This window comes from Ruminococcus sp. AF31-8BH, assembly GCF_003460605.1.
Classification (GTDB): domain Bacteria; phylum Bacillota; class Clostridia; order Lachnospirales; family Lachnospiraceae; genus Blautia_A; species Blautia_A acetigignens.
The window spans coordinates 219,989-244,418 of sequence record NZ_QTVN01000006.1; the positions used below are offsets into that span (position 1 = coordinate 219,989).

The 24,430-nt window shown below is 47.6% G+C and carries 18 protein-coding genes and 1 pseudogene; 3 read left to right on the forward strand and 16 right to left on the reverse strand.

Features of this window, described 5'->3' with window-relative positions; genetic code table 11:
- Nucleotides 1-33: 33 nt before the first annotated feature.
- Complete coding sequence (locus tag DWZ38_RS09730) at nucleotides 34-537, reverse strand: ureidoglycolate lyase (protein WP_117852136.1); 504 nt, start codon at nucleotides 535-537, stop codon at nucleotides 34-36.
- Nucleotides 538-569: 32 nt separating this feature from the next.
- Nucleotides 570-2,798, reverse strand: a complete 2,229-nt coding sequence (gene glgB, locus DWZ38_RS09735) for a 1,4-alpha-glucan branching enzyme (RefSeq protein ID WP_117852139.1) — start codon at nucleotides 2,796-2,798, stop codon at nucleotides 570-572.
- A gap of 236 nt (nucleotides 2,799-3,034) precedes the next feature.
- Here glgB and DWZ38_RS09740 point away from each other — a divergent pair, with 236 nt between their 5' ends.
- Nucleotides 3,035-4,009 carry a carbohydrate kinase gene (locus tag DWZ38_RS09740; protein WP_117852142.1) on the forward strand — a complete coding sequence of 325 codons (975 nt, stop codon included), beginning with the start codon at nucleotides 3,035-3,037 and terminating at the stop codon, nucleotides 4,007-4,009.
- 687 nt (nucleotides 4,010-4,696) lie between these two features.
- Here DWZ38_RS09740 and DWZ38_RS09745 read toward each other — a convergent pair.
- The 7 genes from DWZ38_RS09745 to tgt form a co-directional block, all read right to left on the reverse strand.
- The gene (locus tag DWZ38_RS09745; RefSeq protein WP_117852145.1) at nucleotides 4,697-5,860 is read right to left on the reverse strand and encodes a phosphoglycerate dehydrogenase; all 1,164 of its coding nucleotides are present in this window, start codon (nucleotides 5,858-5,860) and stop codon (nucleotides 4,697-4,699) included.
- Nucleotides 5,860-6,942 (reverse strand): 3-phosphoserine/phosphohydroxythreonine transaminase, encoded by a 1,083-nt coding sequence (gene serC / locus DWZ38_RS09750; protein WP_021924818.1) that lies wholly within the window; start codon nucleotides 6,940-6,942, stop codon nucleotides 5,860-5,862. Before serC ends, DWZ38_RS09745 begins: the two co-directional genes overlap by 1 nt.
- On the reverse strand, nucleotides 6,939-8,615 hold the full coding sequence (ilvB, locus tag DWZ38_RS09755) for a biosynthetic-type acetolactate synthase large subunit (RefSeq protein WP_117852149.1): 1,677 nt from the start codon (nucleotides 8,613-8,615) through the stop codon (nucleotides 6,939-6,941). Before ilvB ends, serC begins: the two co-directional genes overlap by 4 nt.
- 16 nt (nucleotides 8,616-8,631) lie before the next feature.
- On the reverse strand, nucleotides 8,632-10,305 hold the full coding sequence (ilvD, locus tag DWZ38_RS09760; RefSeq protein WP_117852154.1) for a dihydroxy-acid dehydratase: 1,674 nt from the start codon (nucleotides 10,303-10,305) through the stop codon (nucleotides 8,632-8,634).
- Nucleotides 10,306-10,377: 72 nt separating this feature from the next.
- On the reverse strand, nucleotides 10,378-11,460 hold the full coding sequence (gene leuB, locus DWZ38_RS09765) for a 3-isopropylmalate dehydrogenase (RefSeq protein WP_117852159.1): 1,083 nt from the start codon (nucleotides 11,458-11,460) through the stop codon (nucleotides 10,378-10,380).
- 226 nt (nucleotides 11,461-11,686) lie between these two features.
- Nucleotides 11,687-11,986: a preprotein translocase subunit YajC gene (gene yajC, locus DWZ38_RS09770; protein WP_021926753.1), complete on the reverse strand. Its 300-nt coding sequence runs from the start codon at nucleotides 11,984-11,986 to the stop codon at nucleotides 11,687-11,689.
- 146 nt (nucleotides 11,987-12,132) lie between these two features.
- On the reverse strand, nucleotides 12,133-13,284 hold the full coding sequence (gene tgt / locus DWZ38_RS09775; protein WP_021926754.1) for a tRNA guanosine(34) transglycosylase Tgt: 1,152 nt from the start codon (nucleotides 13,282-13,284) through the stop codon (nucleotides 12,133-12,135).
- Between the two features lie 327 nt (nucleotides 13,285-13,611).
- On the opposite strand from tgt, the gene DWZ38_RS09780 reads away from it, so the two are divergent.
- On the forward strand, nucleotides 13,612-17,862 hold the full coding sequence (locus tag DWZ38_RS09780; protein WP_117852165.1) for a 2-hydroxyacyl-CoA dehydratase: 4,251 nt from the start codon (nucleotides 13,612-13,614) through the stop codon (nucleotides 17,860-17,862).
- A gap of 207 nt (nucleotides 17,863-18,069) precedes the next feature.
- Here DWZ38_RS09780 and DWZ38_RS23455 read toward each other — a convergent pair whose 3' ends face one another.
- Complete coding sequence (locus tag DWZ38_RS23455; protein WP_347519358.1) at nucleotides 18,070-18,210, reverse strand: DUF6783 domain-containing protein; 141 nt, start codon at nucleotides 18,208-18,210, stop codon at nucleotides 18,070-18,072.
- On the opposite strand from DWZ38_RS23455, the pseudogene DWZ38_RS23460 reads away from it, so the two are divergent.
- Nucleotides 18,148-18,384 (forward strand): annotated as a pseudogene (locus tag DWZ38_RS23460) (DUF6783 domain-containing protein); the annotation flags it as partial. The gene DWZ38_RS23455 and the pseudogene DWZ38_RS23460 sit on opposite strands and share 63 nt — an antisense overlap.
- On the opposite strand, the gene DWZ38_RS09785 reads toward DWZ38_RS23460, so the two are convergent.
- The 6 genes from DWZ38_RS09785 to DWZ38_RS09810 form a co-directional block, all read right to left on the reverse strand.
- Nucleotides 18,348-19,967 carry a polysaccharide biosynthesis protein gene (locus DWZ38_RS09785; RefSeq protein ID WP_117852169.1) on the reverse strand — a complete coding sequence of 540 codons (1,620 nt, stop codon included), beginning with the start codon at nucleotides 19,965-19,967 and terminating at the stop codon, nucleotides 18,348-18,350. The pseudogene DWZ38_RS23460 and the gene DWZ38_RS09785 overlap by 37 nt on opposite strands.
- Before the next feature lie 3 nt (nucleotides 19,968-19,970).
- Entirely contained in the window at nucleotides 19,971-20,657 is a 687-nt protein-coding gene (gene ung / locus DWZ38_RS09790; RefSeq protein WP_117852172.1) for a uracil-DNA glycosylase, read from the reverse strand.
- A 28-nt stretch (nucleotides 20,658-20,685) separates the two neighbouring features.
- Complete coding sequence (gene hisF / locus DWZ38_RS09795) at nucleotides 20,686-21,444, reverse strand: imidazole glycerol phosphate synthase subunit HisF (protein ID WP_021926759.1); 759 nt, start codon at nucleotides 21,442-21,444, stop codon at nucleotides 20,686-20,688.
- 2 nt (nucleotides 21,445-21,446) lie between these two features.
- Nucleotides 21,447-22,064 (reverse strand): imidazole glycerol phosphate synthase subunit HisH, encoded by a 618-nt coding sequence (gene hisH / locus DWZ38_RS09800; protein WP_117852176.1) that lies wholly within the window; start codon nucleotides 22,062-22,064, stop codon nucleotides 21,447-21,449.
- A gap of 174 nt (nucleotides 22,065-22,238) precedes the next feature.
- Nucleotides 22,239-23,747, reverse strand: a complete 1,509-nt coding sequence (locus tag DWZ38_RS09805) for a HAMP domain-containing sensor histidine kinase (protein WP_117852180.1) — start codon at nucleotides 23,745-23,747, stop codon at nucleotides 22,239-22,241.
- Nucleotides 23,747-24,424, reverse strand: a complete 678-nt coding sequence (locus DWZ38_RS09810; protein WP_117852184.1) for a response regulator transcription factor — start codon at nucleotides 24,422-24,424, stop codon at nucleotides 23,747-23,749. Before DWZ38_RS09810 ends, DWZ38_RS09805 begins: the two co-directional genes overlap by 1 nt.
- Between the last annotated feature and the right edge of the window lie 6 nt (nucleotides 24,425-24,430).

Below are 24,430 nucleotides of genomic sequence, written 5' to 3' on the forward strand. Positions count from 1 at the left end.
AAAACATCTGCCGGGCACAATTGCTATTTTAATTTATACATCTGCATTTGTCAAGGAAATTTTGAACCAGTCTTCCTGGGAAAATTCCACCACTGTGCAATCATTTGCATAGGTGCATTCTGGAAGAATGATCATGGCATGAAGAACATCATTATGAACCGGAAGTGGACATAAATGCCAGATTGCAGGGTTGATTTTTACCATGCAGCCCTTTGGAACAATAAATGCCTTGGTAAGCTCCGGAACCGGTGTTCCGCCGGAAGCCGGTGCAACATGAATGATCATATCATCATCCAATGCCACAATTCCTTCCCAGGTTGTTGTATGATACTCTGCCATCTTTATAACCCTGTCGTCCTTTTTCACTGAAATAGGAGAAAAGCCCATGCTTCCCATACAGGTTCCAGAAATACGATCCGGATAAAAGCTGTGGATCTCACCCTGCAGCGGATAGCCCTCAGGCTCTGTCATGGAATAAAAGGTTCCAAATGGCGCAAAATCCGATACATTAATTTTTACTGCTGTAAGCTCTCTCATTTTAAAAAATCCTCCTCAGTTAATAGTTCCTGTTATTTTGTGTTTGTCGCCTTCTTTGTTGTTTTTGCAGCTTTTGAAGTCGTCACCTTCTTCGTTGTTTTTGCAGCTTTTGAAGTCGTCACCTTCTTCGTTGTTTTTGCAGTTTTTGAAGCGATTACCCTCTTGGCAGGTGCCTTCCCCGGCACGCAGCTGTAAATGCTGACACCAAGTGCAGGCAGCTTCACTTTAATAGAATACTCCCGCTCGTCCCACTCTTCTGCCTTTGCTGCTTTAACCCGGGCATTTACAACGCCCTCACCACCAAACTCTGCTGCGTCACTGTTAAAGACTTCTTTATATTTGCCTGCAAACGGTACGCCAACCTGGTAATTCTCATAAGGAATGGCAGCAAAATTGCAGATCACCAGAAGCGTTTCCTCCGGCTTTTCTGTTTTGCGAAGGAAAGTGATCACATTTTCCTCGTACTTCATCAGCTGAATCCACTCGAATCCGTCATAATCGTCATCCAGCTTATAAAGAGCAGGAGAATTTTTGTAAAGAGCATTCAATGCCTGAATGCATTTCGCCAGCCCCTCTGGCATATCCCCCTGTGGTGCCATCATCTTGCAGCCGGGATGTACCATCATATAGGAATAAGCAGCTCTTACCTGTGCCAGCTTCTGCTTCTCATCTCCTGGAAGCTTATCCATAAATTCCCCAAGAGTTCCCACATCTCTGCTTCCAAGGGTGAGTACATAATGCTCAGAATATGCATATAAGGTAGACAAAGTCAATTGGTCATGATAATTTTTCCGAAGGACAGGATCTACGGAAAGATAGAACAGAAAATCTCTGGTCCATCCGCCGCTCCACTTGTAGTCAAAGCCAATATGATCATTCTCTACACAATCTGTCAGCTCCGGCCACAGGCCGTCCTCCTGGGCAATGAGAAGCGCGCCCGGATTACGTTTCTTCACAATGGAATTAAGATGCTTCAGGAATTCTATGGCATGCAGGTTCTCATTGGAGCCGTACATATTCGGTGTCCATCCGTCTTTTCTTCCGTAATCCAGGTAAAGCATGGCATCCACGTCATCCATGCGAAGTCCGTCTGCATGGAAAACCTCCAGCCAGAAGCAGGCACCTGAAATCAGGAAATCCTTTACCATAGGACTGTCATAATTATAAAGCATGGTTCCCCACATAGGATGAACTGCCATACCAGGATCCTTCACCTCATAAAGAACAGTTCCGTCAAATTTCTCCAGTCCGCCCTCATATCTTGGGAACTGGGCCGGGGACCAGTCAAGGATCACACCGATTCCTTCCTGATGAAGCTGGTCAACAAAGGCAGCAAACTCCTTAGGCTCTCCATATCGTGTGCTAAGGGCAAAATATGCAGAGGTAGGATAGCCATCTGCCTCATCCTCCAGAAATTCCATAACCGGATGCAGCTCCACATGGGTATAGCCCTCTTCCTTCAGAAAAGAAACTAATTCCTTCTTATTATTCCACTTGCCAAGGCTTGTCTCATAGATAGAAACCGGCTGTCTGCGGTCATCGTACTTCTTCCGGTCCTTCATCCACTTGCCGTCATTCCATTCAAAGTCTGACACATCTGCCACAACCGAGTTCCATTCCGGCGCCGCAACAGCTCTGTTTCCATAGGGGTCTGCCTTCTGAAGAAGGACATCCCCTTTCGCCTTGATTTCATACCGGTAGGCATCTCCCACTTTCACTCCCGGAACAAACAGCTGGAAAATACCGGACCTTGGCATCTTATGCATAGGAAGCACTCTGCCGTCCCAGTCATTAAAGTCTCCCACAACGCTTACACGAATGGCATTGGGTGCCCACACTGCAAAATGAGTTCCGCTTACCCCATTCATGACCATAGGGTGTGCTCCTAGCTTCTTATAGCCTTCATAATATACGCCGCACAAGAAGGCTGTCTCATCCTCCTCTGTGAGGATTCCGCCAAAGCCATAGGCATCCTTAAAGCTTCTTTCTTTATCACTTGTCTGTATCTGAAATTCGTATTCAGGGATTCTCCTTCCCGGAATTAAAACTCCATAATAGCCAGCTTCATCCTCCAGCTCCATCTGGTATTTCTTATTCCCAACAGCTACCGCTGCTGACTTGGCACCTGGGAAAAAGCCCTGTATCAGCACACCATCCGGTGTCAGTCTGGGTCCCATCACATCTCTTGGAGCTGTCTCTTCTCCATAAACAATTGCTTCAATTCCTGCCCAATTCATATAATCATATACAGTTTTACTCATATGCTCTCCATTTCTCCGCACAACCTGCGGCCACCCACAGTATTAATATCCTGCCCTTAAAATCTGTCTGAAAAATCCATCCGCAGGTAATGGTTATTTATTACTATTTTACCATTTTAAACTGAAAAAATAAAGGAATTTGTTTGACAAATCTTACCTGCTGCGTTAAATTATTGGTATATATTTTCACTAGGGCATGTTTGTAAATGGCTCTAGAAGCTAAGGAGGATTTTTCAATGAGCAATCGAAGCTATGATGTGACTGCACTGGGTGAACTTCTGATCGACTTCACAGAGAATGGTACCAGCACACAGGGCAACCCTATTATGGAGGCCAATCCAGGCGGAGCCCCATGCAATGTTCTTGCTATGCTGAATCGTCTTGGAAAGAAAACTGCTTTCATCGGCAAGGTTGGAAAAGACATGTTTGGAAATCAGCTCAAGGCTGCTGTTGAAGAAGTTGGAATTGATACACAGGCACTTGTTATGGATGATGAGGTGCATACCACACTGGCATTTGTTCACACCTATCCGGATGGGGACAGAGATTTTTCTTTCTACCGCAATCCTGGTGCTGACATGATGCTGACCATTGACGAGGTTCCGGATGATTTGATCCGTGATTCCCGTATCTTCCATTTCGGAACTCTTTCTTCTACTCATGAGGGCGTTCGTAAGGCTACCCGCCATGCCATCGACGTAGCTAAGGAAGCCGGATGTATTATCACCTTTGACCCGAACCTTCGTCCGCCACTCTGGAAGTCCTTAGAGGATGCCAGAAAAGAGATTGAGTACGGTCTTACCAAATGCGATGTGCTGAAGATTTCTGACAACGAGGTAGAATTTCTCTTCGATACTACAGACTATGATAAGGGTGCAGCCCTTATTGAAGAGAAGTACCACATTCCCCTTGTACTGATCACTATGGGTAAGGACGGAAGCCGTGCTTACTACAAGGGCCGCCGTGTAGAATGTGCACCATTCCTTCAGGAGCATACTATTGAGACTACAGGTGCCGGAGATACCTTCTGCGCCAGCATTCTGAATTATGTTCTGGAGCATGGTCTTGAGAACCTCTCCGATGAGAATCTTATGGAAATGCTTACCTTCGCCAACGCAGGAGCTTCCCTCATTACCACTCGTAAGGGTGCGCTTCGCGTAATGCCGACCCGCGAGGAAGTACTGGAATTCATTGCTAAGAGCGGCAGATAAAAAAGGAGCTGACATTTGCGGTAGTTGCAGATGTCAGCTTTTTTATGCAATAAACTGTGTCTTCGGAAGCTAAATGGGATTTAGTTAATCAAGGCGGACGCATTCCCCCAGGTGTACCGGGACAGCCAATGACGAATTTCGGGATTTGGCTGTCCCGGTACACCTGGGGGAACGCTGGCTATTGAAATCTACTCCCGCAATCTGTATACTCGAACATTGCAACGCACAGCCGTGAATGTACATTGTTAAATCGTGTTCGGGTAACGCCACTACTTAAATAAGTAGATGATTGGAAACAGCAGAACCACAGATAGCGTGCATCGGCTGGAATACCCTCCTAACGTCAGTGAAGAAGTATCGTTTTAGCACATTCTCCTTACCAGTAACCAGTGAGTTCGCAATGTATATTCGTGAGCAGGTCATTTCAGGAGCGATCTTAACGGAGACGAGATCCACTGTCTACGGAGACTTAACATCGAAGGCTCTCCTGAGATGTTTAGTCGCAGTTGACAGTTAGCTCGTTGGAGTGTTGCGACGACCTGCGATGAATATACATTGCGAACTCACGTCCTGATACTCAAATGACTAAAACAACTGATTCACTAAATCCCGCCACATTTTCGCAAAAAACTGCCCGCAGCGCAGCACCATCTCCGGCACCACACCACGGGCATTTTATTCATCCTTTTATTTCACCACACGCACTCTGGAAACGCCCTCAATAGACTTCAGCGCATCCAATGCCTCTGCGGAAGCTGCACTCTCCAGATCGATCAGAGTATACGCATACTCCCCTTTACTCTTGTTAGTCATATCCGCAATATTCAGTCCCTCAGCACCAAGAATCTTGGTCAGCTGGCTGATCATATTCGGGATGTTCTTATGTGTGATAGCAATACGTCCAACTGCCACACAGGTACCCATATCACAGTTCGGGAAGTTCACAGAATTCTTAATGTTACCATTCTCAAGGAAATCACGAACCTCTTTCACAGCCATCACTGCACAGTTCTCCTCAGACTCCTCAGTGGAAGCTCCAAGATGAGGAGTAACCAGAATTCCCTCATGTCCTGCAACTGTATGATTTGCAAAATCTGTCACATACTTCTTCACCTTGCCGCTGTCAAGAGCCTCGATCAGAGCCTCCTCATCCACCAGAAGATCACGTGCAAAGTTCAGAAGAACCACGCCGTCCTTCATCTTTCCAAAAGCCTCTTTGTTGATCATCTTCTTGGTAGAATCCAGAAGAGGAACATGAACGGTAATATAATCACACTTGCTGTAAATCTCATCCAGGCTCTTGCTGTGCTTAATGGTACGGGAAAGATTCCAAGCCGCATCAATGGAAATATAAGGATCGTATCCATAAACCTCCATGCCAAGAGAAGCTGCCGCATTTGCAACCATGCTTCCGATGGCGCCAAGACCGATGATACCAAGCTTTTTGCCCATGATCTCACAGCCTGCAAACTGTTTCTTCTGCTTCTCAGCCAGCTTGTCAATATCCTCCTGGTCCTTCTCTCTCTGCACCCACTCGATACCGCCAACAATATCACGGGAAGCAAGAAGCATACCAGCAAGAACCAGTTCCTTTACGCCATTTGCATTGGCGCCAGGAGTATTAAACACAACAATACCTTTCTCCGCACACTCCTTCACCGGAATATTATTCACTCCGGCTCCGGCACGGGCAATCACAGCAACACTTTCCGGCAGCTCCATATCATGCATTTTTGCACTTCTTACAAGAACCGCCTGGCTGCCGTCAATGGTATCAGAATTTTTATATCCCTCATCAAAAATATCCAGACCCTTCTGGGCAATCGGATTCAGGCAATGATACTGAAACATTACGCATTTTCCTCCTCAAACTTTTTCATGAATGCAACCAGCGCTTCCACGCCTTCCTTTGGCATCGCATTATAAATACTTGCACGCATACCGCCTACGGATCTGTGACCCTTCAGGTTTACAAGACCAGCCTTTGCTGCCTCTGTTACAAATTTTGCATCCATCTCCTTGTCACCTGTTACGAAAGGAACATTCATAAGAGAACGGTCTTTCGGAACAACTGTGCCATGGAAAAGCTTGCTGGAATCCAGGAAATCATAGAGGATCTTTGCCTTCTCCTCATTGCGTCTCTTCATCTCTTCCAGTCCGCCCATTTTCTTCAGCCATTTGAAGACTTTTCCGCACACATAAATGCAGTATGCGTTCGGTGTATTGTAAAGAGAGCCTGCGTCTGCATGTGTCTTATATGTAAGCATAGTAGGAGTTCCCGGAAGGACATCCTCTGTGATCAGGTCCTCACGGATGATCACGATTACCATACCGGCCGGTCCGATATTCTTCTGGACACCGCCGTAGATAATGCCGTATTTGCTTACATCAACAGGCTCAGAAAGGAAACAGGAGGATACATCCGCTACCAGTGTTTTGCCCTTTGTATTGGGAAGCTCTTTGAACTTGGTTCCATAAATGGTGTTGTTCTCGCAGATATAAACGTAGTCTGCATCCGGGCTGATCGGCAGATCACTGCAGTCCGGAATGTAGGAGAAAGTCTTATCCTCGGAAGAAGCAATTTTGTTTGCTTTTCCGTATTTCTGTGCTTCCTGGTATGCTTTCTTTGCCCACTGGCCGGTTACAATATAATCAGCCACCTTATTTTTCATAAGGTTCATAGGGATCATGGCAAACTGCTGGGAAGCGCCGCCCTGAAGGAAAAGAACTTTGTAGTTGTCCGGAATGTTCATCAGCTCACGCAGATCCTTCTCTGCTGTGTCGATGATTTCCTGGAATGCAGCACTTCTGTGGCTCATTTCCATAACAGACATTCCGGTACCATTGTAATCCATCATCTCATCTGCGACTTCTTTCAGCACCTCTTCCGGAAGGACTGCTGGTCCTGCGGAAAAATTGTACACTCTGCTCATTTCTTCACATCCTCCTCGTCAAATACCTCATCTAAACTTGCTCCTGCAGGAACCATAGGATATACGCTTAAATCCTGGTCGATCCAGCAGTCGAGAACTACCGGGCCCTCTGATGAAAGCGCTACCTTAAGGGCAGGCTCTACTTCTTCCATCTTCGTAACGCGGATTGCTTTTGCTCCCATTGCCTCAGATACTTTTACGAAGTCCACGCCATCGTTTAAGATGGTCTGGGAATATCTGTGATCATAGAAAAGAGTCTGCCACTGACGTACCATTCCAAGTACATGATTGTTCAGAATAATCTGGACAAGCGGTCTGCCGCAGCGCACTGCTGTGGCGATCTCATTCATGTTCATACGGAAACAGCCGTCTCCTGCTATATTTACCACAGTTTTGTCCGGGCATCCCATCTTTGCTCCGATGGCTGCGCCAAGACCGTAACCCATGGTACCAAGCCCTCCTGATGTCAGGAAGGTCCTCGGCTCCTTAAATTTGAAATACTGGGCAGCCCACATCTGGTGCTGTCCAACATCTGTAGAAATGATAGCATCTCCACCAGTCAGTTCATAAAGCTTCTGGATCACATAAGGTCCGGTAAGCTGGGAATGATCGTAATTCAGCGGATATTTTTCTTTCATATCCTGAATGTGTGCTGCCCACTCTTCGTGTTTCTTCTCCGGGATTTTTTCCAGAAGAAGCTTCAGCACTTCCCTCAGATCTCCGATCACGGAAGCGTCAACCACAATGTTCTTGTTGATTTCCGCTGCATCCACATCGATCTGCAGGATTTTTGCCTTCGGTGCGAAGGTCTTGGTATCTCCTGTGACACGATCGCTGAAACGTGCGCCAAGGGTAATCAGAAGATCACACTCACACATAGCATAGTTGGATGTTTTGGTTCCATGCATTCCAACTGGTCCTGTATAGAACTCATCCTCACCGGAAAAAGCACCTTTTCCCATCAGGCTGTCACATACAGGTGCCTGGATCTTGTGAGCCAGAGCACGCACCTCTTTGGATGCGTCTGCAATTACAGCGCCGCCGCCTACAAAGATGAAAGGCTTCTGGGCTCTGGCGATCATCTGGGCTGCGGTCTCCACATCCTCCGGGCGGATGGTATCCACCTTAGGCTCTACAGCTGTGATAGTGTGACGGATATATTCGCATTTCGCGGCGGTCACATCCTTCGGGACATCTACAAGGACAGGTCCCGGACGACCGCTTTTTGCTATGGTAAAAGCTTTGCGAATGGTGTCCGCAAGCTGTGTTACGTCTTTTACAATGTAGCTGTGTTTTGTCACAGGCATTACGATTCCTGCGATATCCACCTCCTGGAAAGAATCCTTTCCAAGAAGTGCAGTTCCTACGTTACAGGTAATTGCCACCACCGGAACAGAGTCCATGCATGCGGTTGCGATTCCGGTTACCAGGTTGGTTGCTCCAGGTCCTGAAGTAGCCAGGCACACACCCACCTTTCCGGTTGCCCGGGCATAGCCGTCTGCTGCATGGGAAGCTCCCTGCTCATGGGATGTAAGTACATGTTTGATTTTGTCACTGTATCGGTAAAGGGCGTCATAAACATTCAGGATCGCGCCGCCTGGATACCCGAAAACAGTATCCACGCTTTGCTCCAGTAAACATTCTATGATGATCTCTGCTCCTGTAAGCTGCAATTTTGTTTCCTCCTAACTATTTCGCTTTCGGTACTTCAAGAATTGCACCGCGGTTTCCGGAGGTAACCATTGCTGCATATCTTGCAAGATATCCGGTTGTAACCTTCGGCTCTCTTGGCTGCCATTTTGCTTTTCTTGCTGCAAGCTCTTCATCAGAAACCTTCAGTTCCAGCTTCAGTTCCGGAATGTTGATGCTGATGATGTCACCCTCTTCAACCAGAGCGATAGGGCCGCCAACTGCTGCCTCCGGGGAAACATGCCCGATGGAAGCACCTCTGGATGCGCCGCTGAAACGTCCGTCTGTAATCAGGGCTACAGAAGAGCCAAGTCCCATACCTGCGATTGCGGATGTGGGGTTCAGCATCTCTCTCATTCCAGGGCCGCCTTTTGGTCCCTCGTAGCGGATGACAACAACGTCACCTTCTACAATCTTGCCGCCTTTGATGGCTGCGATTGCGTCTTCCTCGCAGTCAAAAACTCTTGCAGGTCCTTCGTGAACCATCATCTCAGCTACCACTGCAGAACGTTTTACAACGCTTCCGTCCGGGGCAAGGTTGCCGCGAAGTACGGCAAGTCCGCCTGTGGTGCTGTACGGATTGTCAAGAGGACGGATAACCTCCGGATTCAGGTTTGCACAGTCTTTGATGTTCTCTCCTACTGTCTTTCCGGTTACGGTCATGCATTCTGTATGAAGAAGTCCAGCCTGTGCAAGCTCATTCATAACCGCGTAAACACCGCCTGCCTCATTCAGGTCTTCCATATAAGTCGGGCCTGCAGGTGCCAGGTGACACAGGTTCGGGGTCTTTGCGCTGATCTCATTTGCAAAGCTGATATCGAAATCCCAGCCAATCTCATGTGCGATAGCTGGAAGATGAAGCATACTGTTTGTGGAACATCCAAGTGCCATATCTACGGTAAGGGCATTTAAAATTGCCTCTTTTGTCATAATGTCTCTTGGACGGATGTTGCGGCGGTACATTTCCATAACCTGCATTCCTGCATGCTTTGCAAGACGGATACGCTCGGAATAAACAGCCGGAATGGTTCCGTTTCCTTTCAGTCCCATACCAAGAACCTCTGTCAGGCAGTTCATGCTGTTTGCAGTGTACATACCGGAACAGGAACCGCAGGTTGGACATGTTTTGTTCTCACACTCGGTAAGGCCTTCCTCTGTAAGCTTGCCTGCAGCGTAAGCTCCAACAGCCTCAAACATGCTGGAAAGACTTGTCTTGTGTCCGTTTAAGTGACCAGCCAGCATTGGGCCGCCGCTTACGAATACAGTAGGAACGTTGATTCTGGCTGCTGCCATCAGAAGTCCAGGCACGTTTTTGTCACAGTTCGGGATCATAACAAGGGCATCAAACTGATGTGCCATTGCCATTGCTTCTGTGGAATCTGCGATCAGGTCTCTGGTTACCAGGGAATATTTCATTCCCACATGACCCATTGCAATACCATCACAGACAGCGATTGCAGGGAACATGATCGGAGTTCCGCCAGCCATTGCAACGCCAAGCTTAACTGCCTGGGCAATTTTATCCAGGTTCATATGGCCTGGTACGATTTCATTATAAGAGCACACAATACCAACTAACGGGCGCTCCATCTCTTCTTTTGTCATTCCAAGGGCATTAAACAGGGAACGGTGAGGTGCCTGCTGTGTGCCTGTTTTTACTGCATCACTTCTCATAGCTTGTATCTCCTTTGTTCTTCACAGCCGGAAAAATCTGATTTTCCCGGCTGTAAATCCTTTCTATTCTGATTAGATCTCTTTTGCGATCAGGTCGCCCATCTCTTTGGTTCCAACTAAGGTGCAGCCCTCAGACATAATGTCGCCTGTGCGGTAGCCTGCTGTCAGAACCTTCTGTACTGCTGCCTCAACTGCGTTTGCTTCCTCATCAAGGTCCAAGGAGAAACGAAGCATCATAGCTGCGGAAAGAATGGTTGCGATCGGGTTCGCCTTATTCTGTCCGGCAATATCCGGTGCAGAACCGTGGCTTGGCTCATAAAGGCCAAATTTTGTCTCATTCAGGCTGGCAGAAGAAAGCATTCCAATGGAACCGGTTACCATGCTGGCCTCGTCAGAAAGAATATCGCCGAACATATTCTCTGTAAGAATGACATCGAACTGCTTCGGGTCTCTTACCAGCTGCATGGCACAGTTGTCAACCAGCATATGCTCAAGAGTCACCTCCGGGTAATCCTTGGCAACTTCTTCTACTACTTTTCTCCAGAGTCTGGAAGAATCCAGAACGTTTGCCTTGTCAACGCTTGTTACTTTCTTGCGGCGCTTCATGGCAATGTCAAATGCCTTGATGGCAATTCTGCGGATCTCGTTTTCATTATAGGAAAGCGTATCGATTGCCTTGGCAACTCCGTTTTCCTCGATGGTCTTTCTCTCTCCAAAGTAAAGACCGCCAGTGAGCTCACGTACAATGATCATGTCAAAGCCGTCGCCAATGATCTCATCGCGAAGAGGGCATGCTGCGCGAAGCTCATTGTATAAATATGCAGGACGCAGGTTTGCAAAAAGATTCAGTGCCTTACGGATGGCAAGAAGTCCTGCTTCCGGACGCTTGGATGGCTCTAATTTGTACCATGGGGATGTTTTGGCATCGCCGCCAATGGAGCCCATAAGAACTGCATCAGAAGCCTTGGCGGTTGCAATGGCTTCCTCTGTAAGGGGAACACCGTGAACATCGATGGATGCTCCTCCTAAAAGTACCTCAGAATAAGAAAAGCTGTGTCCGTATTTCTCACATACCTTGTCCAGAGCCTTCTTTGCCTCTGCAACGATCTCCGGTCCGATACCGTCTCCGGGAATCAGTGAAATGTTGTAATTCATAATAATTTCTTCTCCTTTGTTCCTGTATGCCAGTGGGAATTTCCACGTCTCTTCTGACATCAATGGATAATTGTTATTATAATAACGCACTTTCTTTCAGATTTCAACCTATTAAAGTAAAAAAGTTGTCGTTTTCCCTCCCATATAAATGGATTTATGCATAAAAAAAGCCCCACCCCGCTATAGGGTGAAGCTCTTTCGTCTTACGTAATTGTCAGTCCGCAGATTATGCAGAAGCCTGCTCTGCTTTCTCAACTTCAGCAATTGCCTGCTTTCTCATAGGGATACGGCAGTTCTTGTTGTTGCCGAACTCTACGATCACATCGTCTTCTGTCATGTCGATGATCACGCCATAGAAGCCGCTTGTGGTCACAACGCTATCACCAACAGCCATATCGCTGAGCATTGCCTGTACTCTCTTCTGCTCTTTCTTCTGAGGTCTGATCATCAGAAAATACATGATACCGAAAAGTACAACCAGCCATACGATGGTAAATCCCATACTCATTCCGCTTGATGCGTCCATTTGCAAATCCTCCTGTATCTTACTCTTCCCAGGGAATATGATTCCGGTCTGGAATTCCCCTGAATCTTCCGCCGCCATAATCGCCAGCGCATTATAGTATAATATACACAATAAACGGGAATTCTTCAAGTAGTTTTAGAATTTTTTTATACTCTGCCGTTGATTTTGCCCTCTGCAAAACCAGCCAGGCGCATTTCCTTATATTCTGCGAAATTCCCTGCATCCAGAGCATCCCGGATTTCTTCCATCATATGATTGTAAAAATACAGGTTGTGAAGCACGCAAAGGCGCATTCCCAACATCTCCTTGGCTTTCATCAGATGACGGATGTAGGCTCTGCTGTAATGCTGGCAGGCAGGACACTGGCAGCCTTCCTCAATGGGGCGCGGGTCCATTTCATACTTGGCATTAAACAGGTTCATCTTGCCGTGGTTGGTGTACACATGTCCATGACGTCCGTTACGGCTCGGGTACACGCAGTCAAAGAAATCGATTCCTCTTGCAACCCCTTCCAGAATGTTCGCCGGAGTTCCAACGCCCATCAGATAAGTAGGCTTACCCTGTGGCAAATGCGGCACAACTTCATCCAGAATGTGGTACATCTGCTCATGGGTCTCGCCCACTGCCAGACCGCCCACTGCGTAGCCGTCCAGATCCATCTTGGAAATGGCGTCTGCATGTGCAATACGGATGTCCTCATAGATGGCACCCTGATTGATTCCGAAAAGCAGCTGCTCCTTGTTCACCGTATCCGGCAGGCTGTTCAGTCTGGCCATCTCCTTCTTGCAGCGCTCCAGCCATCTGGTGGTGCGGTCTACTGATTTCTGCACATACTCCCTGCTTGCCACACTGCTGGGACATTCGTCAAAAGCCATGGCAATGGTAGATCCAAGATTGGACTGGATCTGCATGCTCTCCTCCGGTCCCATGAAAATCTTGTGGCCGTCAATGTGGGACTGGAAGTAAACGCCCTCTTCCTTGATCTTACGCAGTCCTGCCAGGGAAAACACCTGGAATCCGCCGGAATCTGTAAGGATCGGTCTGTCCCATACCATAAATTTATGAAGTCCGCCAAATTCCTTAATCAGCTTATCTCCTGTTCTTACATGAAGATGATAGGTATTGGAAAGCTCCACCTGGGTACCGATATCCTTCAGATCCATAGTAGATACTGCTCCCTTAATGGCACCTACTGTTCCCACGTTCATAAATACAGGAGTCTGGATCGTTCCGTGTACTGTCTCAAACTGGGCACGCTTGGCACGGCCTTCTGTTTTCATAAGTGTATATTTTGCCATATATGTTTCCTTTCTTTTTATACTATCTATGCCTTTCCCCTTTTGTTTTACACATTTTTATAAGTGTAAAAATCCGGTGGGAAACTTTATCTATTATAGCCCGAAATAACCGAAAATTCAACATCTGGTGAAAGAATCCTTGTTAAACTTTTACATTGCCATTTAAGTTTTCATATCGTATAATATTACGGAATATCTTCACTGAAAAGATTAACATATAAATAAGAAAGTTTGCGGACTGTTTTTCATCCCGCGCACATGCCAAAGGCGGCCTTACCTACTCAGTTTGGCCGCAATGAGCACAAACGAGGAGGCATATTTTTTTATATGAGCAATAAATACACTTTAGGAATTGACATTGGTTCCACCACTGTCAAAATCGCAATACTTGACGAAAATGACACCCTGCTTTTCGCAGACTACCAGCGTCATTTTGCCAACATCCAGGAGACTCTCGCAGATCTTCTTGAGAAAGCATACGAGAAGCTTGGAGAGCTTACCCTCCATCCTGTGATCACAGGTTCCGGCGGACTTACCCTTGCCAATCACCTTGGGGTTCCTTTTGTCCAGGAGGTTATCGCAGTTTCCACTTCCCTTCAGAAGATTGCGCCCCAGACTGACGTAGCCATCGAACTTGGCGGCGAGGATGCCAAGATCATCTACTTCGAAGGCGGCAATATTGAACAGCGTATGAACGGAATCTGCGCAGGCGGTACCGGTTCCTTCATCGACCAGATGGCATCCCTGCTTCAGACAGACGCCACCGGACTGAACGAATACGCGAAGAATTACAAGGCACTTTACCCAATCGCAGCCCGCTGCGGCGTATTTGCCAAGACAGATATCCAGCCCCTGATCAACGACGGTGCTACCAAGGAAGACCTTTCCGCTTCCATTTTCCAGGCAGTGGTGAACCAGACCATCTCCGGTCTTGCCTGCGGTAAACCCATCCGCGGACATGTTGCATTCCTTGGCGGTCCTCTTCACTTCCTGGATCAGCTGAAGGCAGCTTTTATCCGTACCCTGAAGCTGGATGACGAACACGCCATCACACCGGAGAATTCCCACCTTTTCGCAGCCATGGGTTCTGCCATGAACGCTAAAGATGAGGTGACCGTTTCCCTTACCGATATGAAGGACCGCCTGAAGAATTCCATTAAGATGGACTTCGAGGTAGAACGTATGGAGCCTCTTTTTGCCACAGAGGAGGATTACAAGGCCTTCAACGAGCGTCAGAGTGCTTACCAGGTAAAGAAGGGCGACCTTTCCCAGTACCACGGCAACTGCTATCTGGGTATTGACGCAGGTTCCACCACCACCAAGACTGCTCTTGTAGGCGAGGACGGAACCCTGCTTTATTCCTTCTACAGCAACAACAACGGAAGCCCGCTTAAAACAGCTATCCGTTCTATTCAGGAGATTTACAGCCTGCTTCCTGAAGATGCACACATTGCATTTTCCTGTTCCACAGGCTACGGCGAGGCGCTAATGAAGGCTGCCCTGCTGCTGGATGAGGGCGAGGTTGAGACCGTTTCCCATTACTATGCAGCTGCTTTCTTTGATCCGGAGGTTGACTGTATCGTAGATATCGGCGGACAGGATATGAAGTGCATCAAGATCCGCAACCAGACCGTTGACAGCGTACAGCTGAACGAGGCATGTTCCTCTGGCTGCGGTTCCTTTATTGAAACCTTTGCCAAATCCCTGAACTACTCCGTGCAGGATTTCGCCAAAGCCGCTCTTTTTGCAGAGCATCCTATTGACCTTGGTACCAGATGTACCGTATTTATGAACTCCAAGGTAAAACAGGCCCAGAAGGAAGGCGCTTCTGTCGCAGATATCTCTGCCGGACTTGCCTACTCTGTTATCAAGAATGCTCTTTACAAGGTTATCAAGGTTTCCGATGCCAAGGAGCTTGGCAAACACATTGTTGTACAGGGCGGTACCTTCTATAACGACGGTGTTCTTCGAAGCTTTGAGCGTATTGCAGGCTGCCAGGCCATCCGCCCGGATATTGCTGGAATCATGGGTGCTTTCGGCGCTGCCCTGATTGCCAAGGAGCGTTATCACGCAGAAGGCCGCGAGACCACCATGCTTTCCATTGACAAGATCAATGAGCTGAAATACACCACCTCCATGGCCAACTGTCACGGATGTACCAACAACTGCCGTCTTACCATCAACAAATTCACAGGCGGACGCCAGTTTGTAAGCGGAAACCGCTGCGAGCGCGGTATCGGCAAGGAGAAAAATAAGGATCATATCCCGAACCTTTACGAATATAAGTACAAGCGTCTGTTCTCCTACGCACCGCTTTCCCCGGAGAAAGCAGTGCGAGGCAAGGTAGGTATCCCGCGTGTACTGAATATGTTTGAGAATTATCCTTTCTGGTATACCTTCTTTACAGAGCTGAAATATCAGGTAGTGCTTTCCCCTACCTCCACCAGAAAGATTTATGAACTTGGAATCGAGTCCATTCCAAGTGAGTCCGAGTGCTATCCTGCCAAGCTTGCCCACGGACATGTGACCTGGCTGCTTCGAAATGGTGTGAAATTTATTTTCTACCCCTGCATTCCTTACGAGCGCAACGAATTCCCGGACGCAGTCAACCATTACAACTGTCCGATCGTTACCTCCTATGCAGAGAACATTAAGAACAACGTGGACGAGCTTCATGATCCGTCCATTACCTTTATGAACCCATTCCTGGCACTGACCTCCGAGGAAATCGTGACCAAGCGCCTCACTGAGATTTTCCCGGATATCCCGGCTGCTGAGGTGAAAGCAGCAGCTCACAAAGCCTGGGAAGAAATGGATGCCGTACATAAGGACATTGAGAAAAAGGGCGAGGAGACTCTTCAGTATCTGAAGGAAACAGGACGAAGAGGAATTGTCCTTGCAGGACGTCCTTACCACATTGACCCGGAGATCCACCACGGTATCCCGGATCTGATCAACAGCTACGGAGTCGCAGTCCTTACTGAGGATTCTGTTTCCCATCTGGTTCCGGTAGAGCGTCCTATTCGTGTCAATGACCAGTGGATGTACCACTCCAGACTGTATGCAGCTGCAAACTTTGTTAAGACAAGAGATGACCTGGATTTAATCCAGCTGAACTCCTTTGGATGCGGACTGGATGCAGTTACCACGGATGAGGTTTATGAGATTCTGGACGGCAGCGGCAAGATTTATACCTGCCTGAAGATTGACGAGGTCAACAACCTTGGTGCAGCCAGAATCCGTGTCAGATCTCTTCTGGCAGCTCTTCGTGCCAAGGATGCACAGAAGAAGGAGCGCACTATCCGCCCGGCTTCTATTGAGAAGGTTTCCTTTACCAAAGAGATGAGAAAGGATTACACCATCCTGTGTCCACAGATGTCTCCGGTACATTTTTCCCTGCTTGAGGCTGCCTTTAATGCAAATGGCTATCATCTGGAGGTTCTTCCAAATGACAACAAGCACGCCGTTGATGTAGGTCTGAAATATGTAAACAACGATGCCTGCTATCCCTCCCTGATCGTAGTAGGACAGATTATGGATGCTCTTTTATCCGGCAAATATGACCTGAACAAGACAGCTGTTATCATGTCCCAGACAGGCGGCGGCTGCCGTGCCTCCAACTACATTGCCTTTATCCGCCGCGCCCTTAAGAAGGCCGGCATGGAGCAGATTCCGGTTATTTCCCTTAACTTAAGCGGTCTGGAGAGCAACCCTGGCTTTAAGCTCACTCTTCCACTTGTGAAAGCTGTTGTTTACGCTGCAGTATTCGGCGACATTCTGATGAAGTGTATTTACCGCATGCGTCCCTATGAGCTTGAGAAGGGCATTGTAAACCGAAAGCACAAGATCTGGGAAAAGCGTGTGATCGCTTTTGTTTCCGGAGGCTCCTTAAGCCACAGCCAGTTTAAGAAAATGTGCCGTGAGATGGTTCATGATTTTGATACCATTCCCATCAGTGACGAGAAGAAACCTCGTGTAGGAATTGTAGGAGAGATCCTGGTGAAATTCCTTCCGGCTGCAAACAATCACCTTGCAGAGCTTCTGGAGGCTGAAGGCGCTGAGCCGGTTGTGCCGGATCTGATCGACTTTATGTCTTACTGCTTCTATAACCAGAACTTTAAGGCAGATAACCTTGGTTTCAAGAAGTCCAAGGCCTTCTTTGGAAATATGGGCATCAAAGCTATTGACTGGGTAAGAAAGGCTGCAAACGAAGCACTTGCAGAAAGCCGTCATTTCCACCCCACAGCCGATATCCGTGACCTTGCAAAAATGGCCCGCCCCATTGTTTCTGAGGGCAACCAGACCGGCGAGGGATGGTTCCTTACAGGTGAAATGATGGAACTGATTCACGACAACGTTCCCAATATTGTCTGCATCCAGCCATTTGCCTGCCTGCCAAACCACATTGTAGGAAAGGGCGTTATCAAGGAAATCCGACGACAGTATCCGAAGGCAAATATTGCAGCCATCGACTACGACCCAGGTGCAAGTGAGGTTAACCAGCTGAACCGTATTAAGCTGATGCTTTCTACTGCGCAGAAGAATTTGAAGGCGGAGGAAGAGGCGAAGAACGCGTAAAATTTCACCTCCATTAAGGGCGCACCTGAAATGACCTGCTTAGGAGTAGCGGCTGTGAAAACGCTGTGTGCTTGAAATTGGAAATAGCGTGTAGTATGATAGCTATTAATATGTTTGAATAATTAATTATATATAAAAATCCCCGTTACCATAAGATTTGCAAAAATTGCATGCTCATGATAACGGGGATTTTTTATTCTATTTCGTTTACACACTAGAGCATGTTTGAAAAAGGCTTTCTGCAAGATGTGCGTCACAATTTGTGGGAGATTTTGTCCGGATGAGGGCGCCGTAGCGGGCTACGGCAACCGAATTCGGGAAAAATCTCCCGCAAAGTGGGGCGTGCAGATTGCGGGAATGATTTTTCAAACACGCTCTAGCCAATACAAAGCATTTCGACAGTTGGTCGTTAGTTCACTGGGGTGTTGCACCGACCTGCGTGGAATATCAATTGCCGAAATGCGTCCGCCTGGCTTTTTCTCATTTCAAAATGGTAATTTAGACGCGATTTTCTTCAGGTAGGCGCCGCCGGGCATCATGGCGAATTGTTCGTCGGAGGGCTTGCTTACGGCAAGGTATACGATGAAGTAAGCGATCATTCCAAGGACAACTGCGATTCCAAGACTGATGAAATTGGAACGGATCAGTTTGTAGATTCCGTAGTAGGAGAATCCGGCAACAGCTGCCATAGGCACAGATGCAAGCAGCGGATTTAAATACGCGCTTCTCCACGGATTCTTATACTCCATGTATTTCTTCATGGCACGCTCATTAAGCAGACACATGACAACTGCATAAATAATCATAGCAATGACAATGGAATAAACTCCAAGGTCCGTCACCAGAAGCAGAATTGCCATGGCAATCACATCCACCACCAGGGCAATGGCCGCATTGATCATCGGAATATTGGGCTTGCCGATTCCCTGGAGCACGCCGTTGGAAATATTGGAATTTCCGTTGAGGATGATGGTGATGACACCAAGCATCATCAGCTGCGCTGCTGCCCCTTCCGTTTTTGGGAACAGAAGCCTGGTAATCGGTCCGGCAAGGACTGCAAGACCAACTGCACATGGAATGGAAATAAACATGCTGATCCAGGTAGCCCGGTCGATCTTATCTCTTGCGCTGTCCATATCATGCTTGGCATACTGTGCGGAAACCTCCGGAATCATGGAAGTAGGCGCTGTACTTGCAAGGGTCAGCGGAATATTGATCAGAGTCATATAATAGCCATACTCCGCATACAGGCTTGTGATAGTATCGTGGTCGATCCCCTTAAATCCCTGAATGCCGGAATACATATAACTATTGATAAATCCATTTACATTATAAATAAAAGAACTGAGGATAATAGGCATAACAATGAGGACAATGTTTTTCATGACCTCGCCAGTGGCCTCATCCCGTGAATTGGTGTCACGAGCCAGTCTCTTATTAATCGTCTTCTTATTGACGCCATACACAAAGAGCATGAACAAAAGCGCAGAAGCAACTCCCGCACCGGTTCCCATAGTCGCACCAGCGGCTCCCCATGCATTTCGCACAGACTCCTCTGCCCCGCTGAACCGATTCAGCATCACACTGGACATCAGAATGGCAAAAACAGCTACAAAGCACTGCTCCACAATCTGAGACAAGGAAGTCGGCAGCATATTACGATACGCCTGAAAATACCCGCGGAAGGTACCCAGAATTCCAGACAGGAAAATGGTCGGCGCCAGCATTTTCAAAGCCAATCTTGCACCGGACATAGACTCTGGCACCAGAATGGAGGAACCAAAGAAACAGAACAGAGCCACAACGCCGCCCATTGCCGCAACATAAAGAAGAGCACAGTGGAAAACCTTCTGTGCATCCCGGTAGCGCTTAAAAGCCAGCTTCTCCGCCATGATCTTGGAAACCGCCTGCGGAATACTGAAGGAGGCAATCATCAGCAGAATAAAATAAACATTCTGGGCATAGTTAAAAAGACCCATACTGCTGTTTCCAAGGGTATTGGAAAGCGGACTTTTATAAAGCATTCCGATGATCTTGGAAATCAGCGCTGCGATCATCAGGAATGATGCATTTTTTACAAGTGTATTGTCATTCTTTTTCCCCATATCTTAATTTTCCTTTGCAATATTTTCAATCTGCCAGTCAATGGGGGCAAGCCCGTTTTTCTCCAGAAATTCATTGGTCTGGCTGAAATGCCTGCATCCGAAAAATCCTCTTGACGCAGACAGCGGGCTTGGATGTGCAGCGGTAAGCACCAGCTGCTTCGGATTGTATAACATGGCTTTCTTCGTCTGGGCAGGTCTTCCCCAGAGAAGATACACAATAGGACGGTCCTGGTCGTTCAAGGTACGGATCACCGCATCTGTAAACTGTTCCCAGCCGATTCCCCTGTGGGAATTGGCCTGATGGGCACGCACAGTCAGAACTGTGTTCAGAAGAAGAACTCCCTGCTTCGCCCATTTCTCCAGGCAGCCATTGTCCGGGATATAGCATCCCAGATCACTGTGAAGTTCCTTATAAATATTCACCAGAGAGGGCGGAATCTCCACATCCTCACGCACGGAAAAGCACAGGCCATTGGCCTGTCCGTCATTGTGATAAGGATCCTGTCCCAGAATTACAACCTTCACATCATTTAACGGTGTGAATTCAAACGCATTGAACATATCCTGGGGCGGCGGAAAAATCTTCTTCGTGCGATATTCCTCCATCACTGTTTTATATAATTTGGCATAGTAAGGCTGATGAAATTCATCCTTTAAAGCCACCTGCCAGTCTCCTGAAATTTGACCCATTTACCAGTCACCTCATCTTATTGTATTGTTATCTTCTCACCGGAACGCCTTTTCCCGCAAGATAATCCTTTACCTGGGATATCTCCAGTTCCTTGTAGTGGAACAAAGAAGCCGCCAGCACTGCATCCGCGCCGCCTTCTGTCAGTCCCTCATAGAAATGCTCCAGAGTTCCCGCGCCGCCAGAAGCGATCACCGGAATGGACACCGCGTCAGCCACCGCTCTGGTAAGAGGGATGTCATATCCTGCCTTGGTACCATCGCAGTCCATACTGGTAAGAAGGATTTCCCCGGCTCCAAGAGCCTCCACCTTCTTCGCCCACTCTATGGCATCAATGCCTGTATCCAGACGTCCGCCGTGCTTGTAAATATTCCATCCGCCGTCCTCACGCCGTTTGGCATCAATAGCAACCACCACGCACTGGCTTCCGAACTTGTCCGCTGCCTCCCGGATCAGTTCCGGACGGTCAATAGCCGCAGAGTTCACGGAAATCTTGTCTGCGCCCTCCCGAAGAAGCCTCTTGAAGTCATCAACAGTACGAATGCCGCCGCCGACTGTAAAAGGAATAAACACATTAGCCGCCACCTTGCGCACCATATCCACCACAGTGTCACGCTGCTCGCAGGAGGCTGTAATGTCAAGAAATACCACCTCATCCGCTCCAGCCGCATCGTATGCCTTGGCGATCTCCACCGGGTCTCCGGCATCCTTCAGATCTACGAAATTCACGCCTTTCACCACTCGCCCATTATTCACATCCAGGCAGGGAATAATTCTCTTCGTAAACATCCTTATGCCTCCTTCCCAAGCTTTGCGAAGTTCTCCAGAATCTTAAGACCATATTTGCTGCTCTTCTCCGGATGAAACTGGCAGGCAAAAATATTGTCTTTCTCAACAGAAGCATGAATGGTCACGCCGTATTCTGTGGTTGCTTTCACGATCTGGGGATCCTCGGCCTGCAGATAATAGGAATGGACAAAATATACGTATGTCTGCTCCGGGATGCTCTGAAACAGCCGTCCGTCATTTTGAAGATGAAGGGAATTCCATCCCATGTGGGGAATCTTAAGTCCCTCTGCTGGCGGAATCTTCACGATCCTGCCTTTCAAAAGTCCAAGTCCCTCCACGCCTGGAGTCTCCTCACTGGACTCAAACAAAAGCTGAAGCCCCAGACAGATTCCAAGAAACGGTGTCTTCTGGTCCGCGATCTGGCGGATGACAGGAACAAGACCGAATTTATTCAGATTATTCATGGCGTCTCCAAAGCTTCCCACTCCCGGAAGAATCACTTTATCCGCGTGCAAAAGCACCTGGGGATCTCTGGAAACCACTGTCTGCTCTCCCAGATAATGAAGAGCTTTTTCCACACTCTTTATGTTGCCGGCGTCATAATCAATTATACCTATCATTCGGGCTCCTCCTGTTGTCGTTTTTTCTAATCCATTCTTACAGTATAGCGCAAAAACAGGCGGTTGCAAAGAGCGAATTCCCTGCTGCCGCCTGTTTTGTTAGTTTGTCCTGTCCTGTCGAAATCCTGTTGCTTTTTTTATTAAAAATCACAAATACAAACTGTGCTTATCTGGCTATTTCCGATCCAGAGTAAACCAGAATTCCACACCGTTGTCAAAATTCTGTACGCCGTATTCTTGATTCATGCCTTCCAAGATTGCTTTTACAATGGAAAGTCCAATGCCGCTGCCGCCGTATTCTCTGGTGCGGGCCTTGTCTACCTTGTAGAACTTGTTCCACAGGTTGGGAAGATCTGCCTCCGGGATCGGTGTTCCGGTATTAAATACGGTTACCTTCACCTGGGTTTCCAGCTTCAGGATCTTGATTTCCACAATCTTCTCTCCGTCCAGATGGTTCAGGGCGTTGCTTACATAGTTGGTCACAACCTCTTCGGTTTTGAACTCGTCTGCCCACACATAGATGGGCTCTTTTTCATTGAAAATTACACTGGCTTCTTTCTGGCGGATCATAATGTCCATGGTAGACAATACGCCGTTTACCAGCGCTGTAAGGTCAAAACGCTCCATCACAGCCGCATCCTTGCCGGACTCCAGCTGATTCAAGGTCAGAAGATTCTTCACAAGCTTGTTCATCTTGGAGGCCTCATCAATGATCACATCGCAGTAGAAATCCATGCTTTCCGGGTCATCATTGATATTCTCCTTCAGGCCCTCTGCATAGCCCTGTACCAGTGCAATGGGAGTCTTCAATTCATGGGATACGTTATCCAGGAATTCCTTTCGCATCTCATCAATTTTCACCTTATCCGCAATATCCTTCTGCAGTTCATTATTGGCCGACTTCAGTTCGGAAATGGTGTTCTCCAGCTGACTGGACATTTTGTTAAAATTATCCCCCAGCACATCGATCTCATTTCCCGCCTTGCTCTTATATCTTGCCTCGAAATCAAGATCTGTCATCTTACGGGAAAGCTCGGTCAGCTCAGAAATCGGCTTGGTCAGCCGTCTGGTCACCGCCATCACACACATTCCGCTTATAACAATAATGACAATTCCTACAAAGAAATAAAATTTATTGGAAATGTTCGCACTCTCCTGAATGCTTTCCAGGGGACTTCTAATCAGGAAATAATTGCCATTGTCAAACTTTCCCCAGCATTCCACATAGTCCATTCCCACAAAACGATCGTGCACCTGCTGAACCACGCAGTCATCTGTTTCTTTCAGGGTTTTGCCCTTGCCGTTGTCCATATCCAAGTCACTGGCATAGCCGAAAAACAGCTTGCTTCGCAGCTGATCCTCATTTTCCGGCCAGCACAGATACCTGGTGTTGTCCTCGTTGATCAGTACCCAGGTCAGATTGTTTCGGGAGCTGGACTGGACAATTTCCGAGGGCAGTGACTCTTGCTCACTTTCCCCATCATCTTCTGTCAGGGAATCGGTATCAATCTGGCTTAATACATCCTTGGCATCCAGCAAAGTTTCCGTCTTCTGGGCCACATAATATTTCTCCAGAAATACGCCATTGATAATGGAAATCGTCAGAATGGAAAGGAGCATAAGCCCGATAAACGTAAACGTGATCTGGTGCTTTATGGATCGGATTTTCTTTGGTTTCTTCATCACTCTACCTCAAACTTGTAGCCCATTCCCCATACGGTTTTGATGTATTCGCCTTTTTCGCCCATTTTGCTTCTCAGCTTCTTGACATGGGTGTCAATGGTTCTTGCGTCTCCGAAGTAATCGTAATTCCATACCGAATTCAGGATTTTTTCCCTGGAAAGGGCAATTCCCTGGTTCTCCAGGAAATAGGTGAGAAGCTCAAATTCCTTGAAGCTAAGGTCCATAGGCTTCTCATCCACGGTTGCAAGGTGTGCTGCCTTGTCGATTACAATACCGCCGGCAGAAAGCACATCCTCAGCGCCTGTCTGTCCGGTACGGCGAAGGATTGCCTCCACTCTGGCGACCAGGATCTTGGGGCTAAACGGCTTGGATATGTATTCATCCACGCCCAGGTCAAAGCCAAGAAGCTCATCTCTCTCATCACTTCTTGCAGTCAGCATGATAATCGGCACTTTGGAATTCTTGCGGACCTCACGGCATACTTCCCAGCCATCCATCTTCGGCATCATCACGTCCAGAATGATCAGTGCAATATCTTTTTCTTTATAAAATACATCCATGGCTTCCTCGCCGTCTCCGGCTTCCAGAACCTGGAAATTTTTCTTAGTCAGAAAGTCTTTTACAAGCTTTCTCATACGGCTTTCATCGTCTACTACAAGGATTTTTAATGTGTCCATAAATCT

Bases quoted from the DNA above. Each gene is read 5' to 3' on its own strand.
- serC (WP_021924818.1), bottom strand. From the start codon at position 6,942: ATGAGCAGAGTGTACAATTTTTCCGCAGGACCAGCAGTCCTTCCGGAA.
- DWZ38_RS09740 (WP_117852142.1), top strand. From the start codon at position 3,035: ATGAGCAATCGAAGCTATGATGTGACTGCACTGGGTGAACTTCTGATC.
- DWZ38_RS09780 (WP_117852165.1), top strand. From the start codon at position 13,612: ATGAGCAATAAATACACTTTAGGAATTGACATTGGTTCCACCACTGTC.
- ilvD (WP_117852154.1), bottom strand. From the start codon at position 10,305: ATGAGAAGTGATGCAGTAAAAACAGGCACACAGCAGGCACCTCACCGT.
- DWZ38_RS09745 (WP_117852145.1), bottom strand. From the start codon at position 5,860: ATGTTTCAGTATCATTGCCTGAATCCGATTGCCCAGAAGGGTCTGGAT.
- ung (WP_117852172.1), bottom strand. From the start codon at position 20,657: ATGGGTCAAATTTCAGGAGACTGGCAGGTGGCTTTAAAGGATGAATTT.
- hisF (WP_021926759.1), bottom strand. From the start codon at position 21,444: ATGTTTACGAAGAGAATTATTCCCTGCCTGGATGTGAATAATGGGCGA.
- leuB (WP_117852159.1), bottom strand. From the start codon at position 11,460: ATGAATTACAACATTTCACTGATTCCCGGAGACGGTATCGGACCGGAG.
- DWZ38_RS09785 (WP_117852169.1), bottom strand. From the start codon at position 19,967: ATGGGGAAAAAGAATGACAATACACTTGTAAAAAATGCATCATTCCTG.
- DWZ38_RS09810 (WP_117852184.1), bottom strand. From the start codon at position 24,424: ATGGACACATTAAAAATCCTTGTAGTAGACGATGAAAGCCGTATGAGA.
- hisH (WP_117852176.1), bottom strand. From the start codon at position 22,064: ATGATAGGTATAATTGATTATGACGCCGGCAACATAAAGAGTGTGGAA.
- DWZ38_RS09805 (WP_117852180.1), bottom strand. From the start codon at position 23,747: ATGAAGAAACCAAAGAAAATCCGATCCATAAAGCACCAGATCACGTTT.
- tgt (WP_021926754.1), bottom strand. From the start codon at position 13,284: ATGGCAAAATATACACTTATGAAAACAGAAGGCCGTGCCAAGCGTGCC.
- glgB (WP_117852139.1), bottom strand. From the start codon at position 2,798: ATGAGTAAAACTGTATATGATTATATGAATTGGGCAGGAATTGAAGCA.
- yajC (WP_021926753.1), bottom strand. From the start codon at position 11,986: ATGGACGCATCAAGCGGAATGAGTATGGGATTTACCATCGTATGGCTG.
- DWZ38_RS09730 (WP_117852136.1), bottom strand. From the start codon at position 537: ATGAGAGAGCTTACAGCAGTAAAAATTAATGTATCGGATTTTGCGCCA.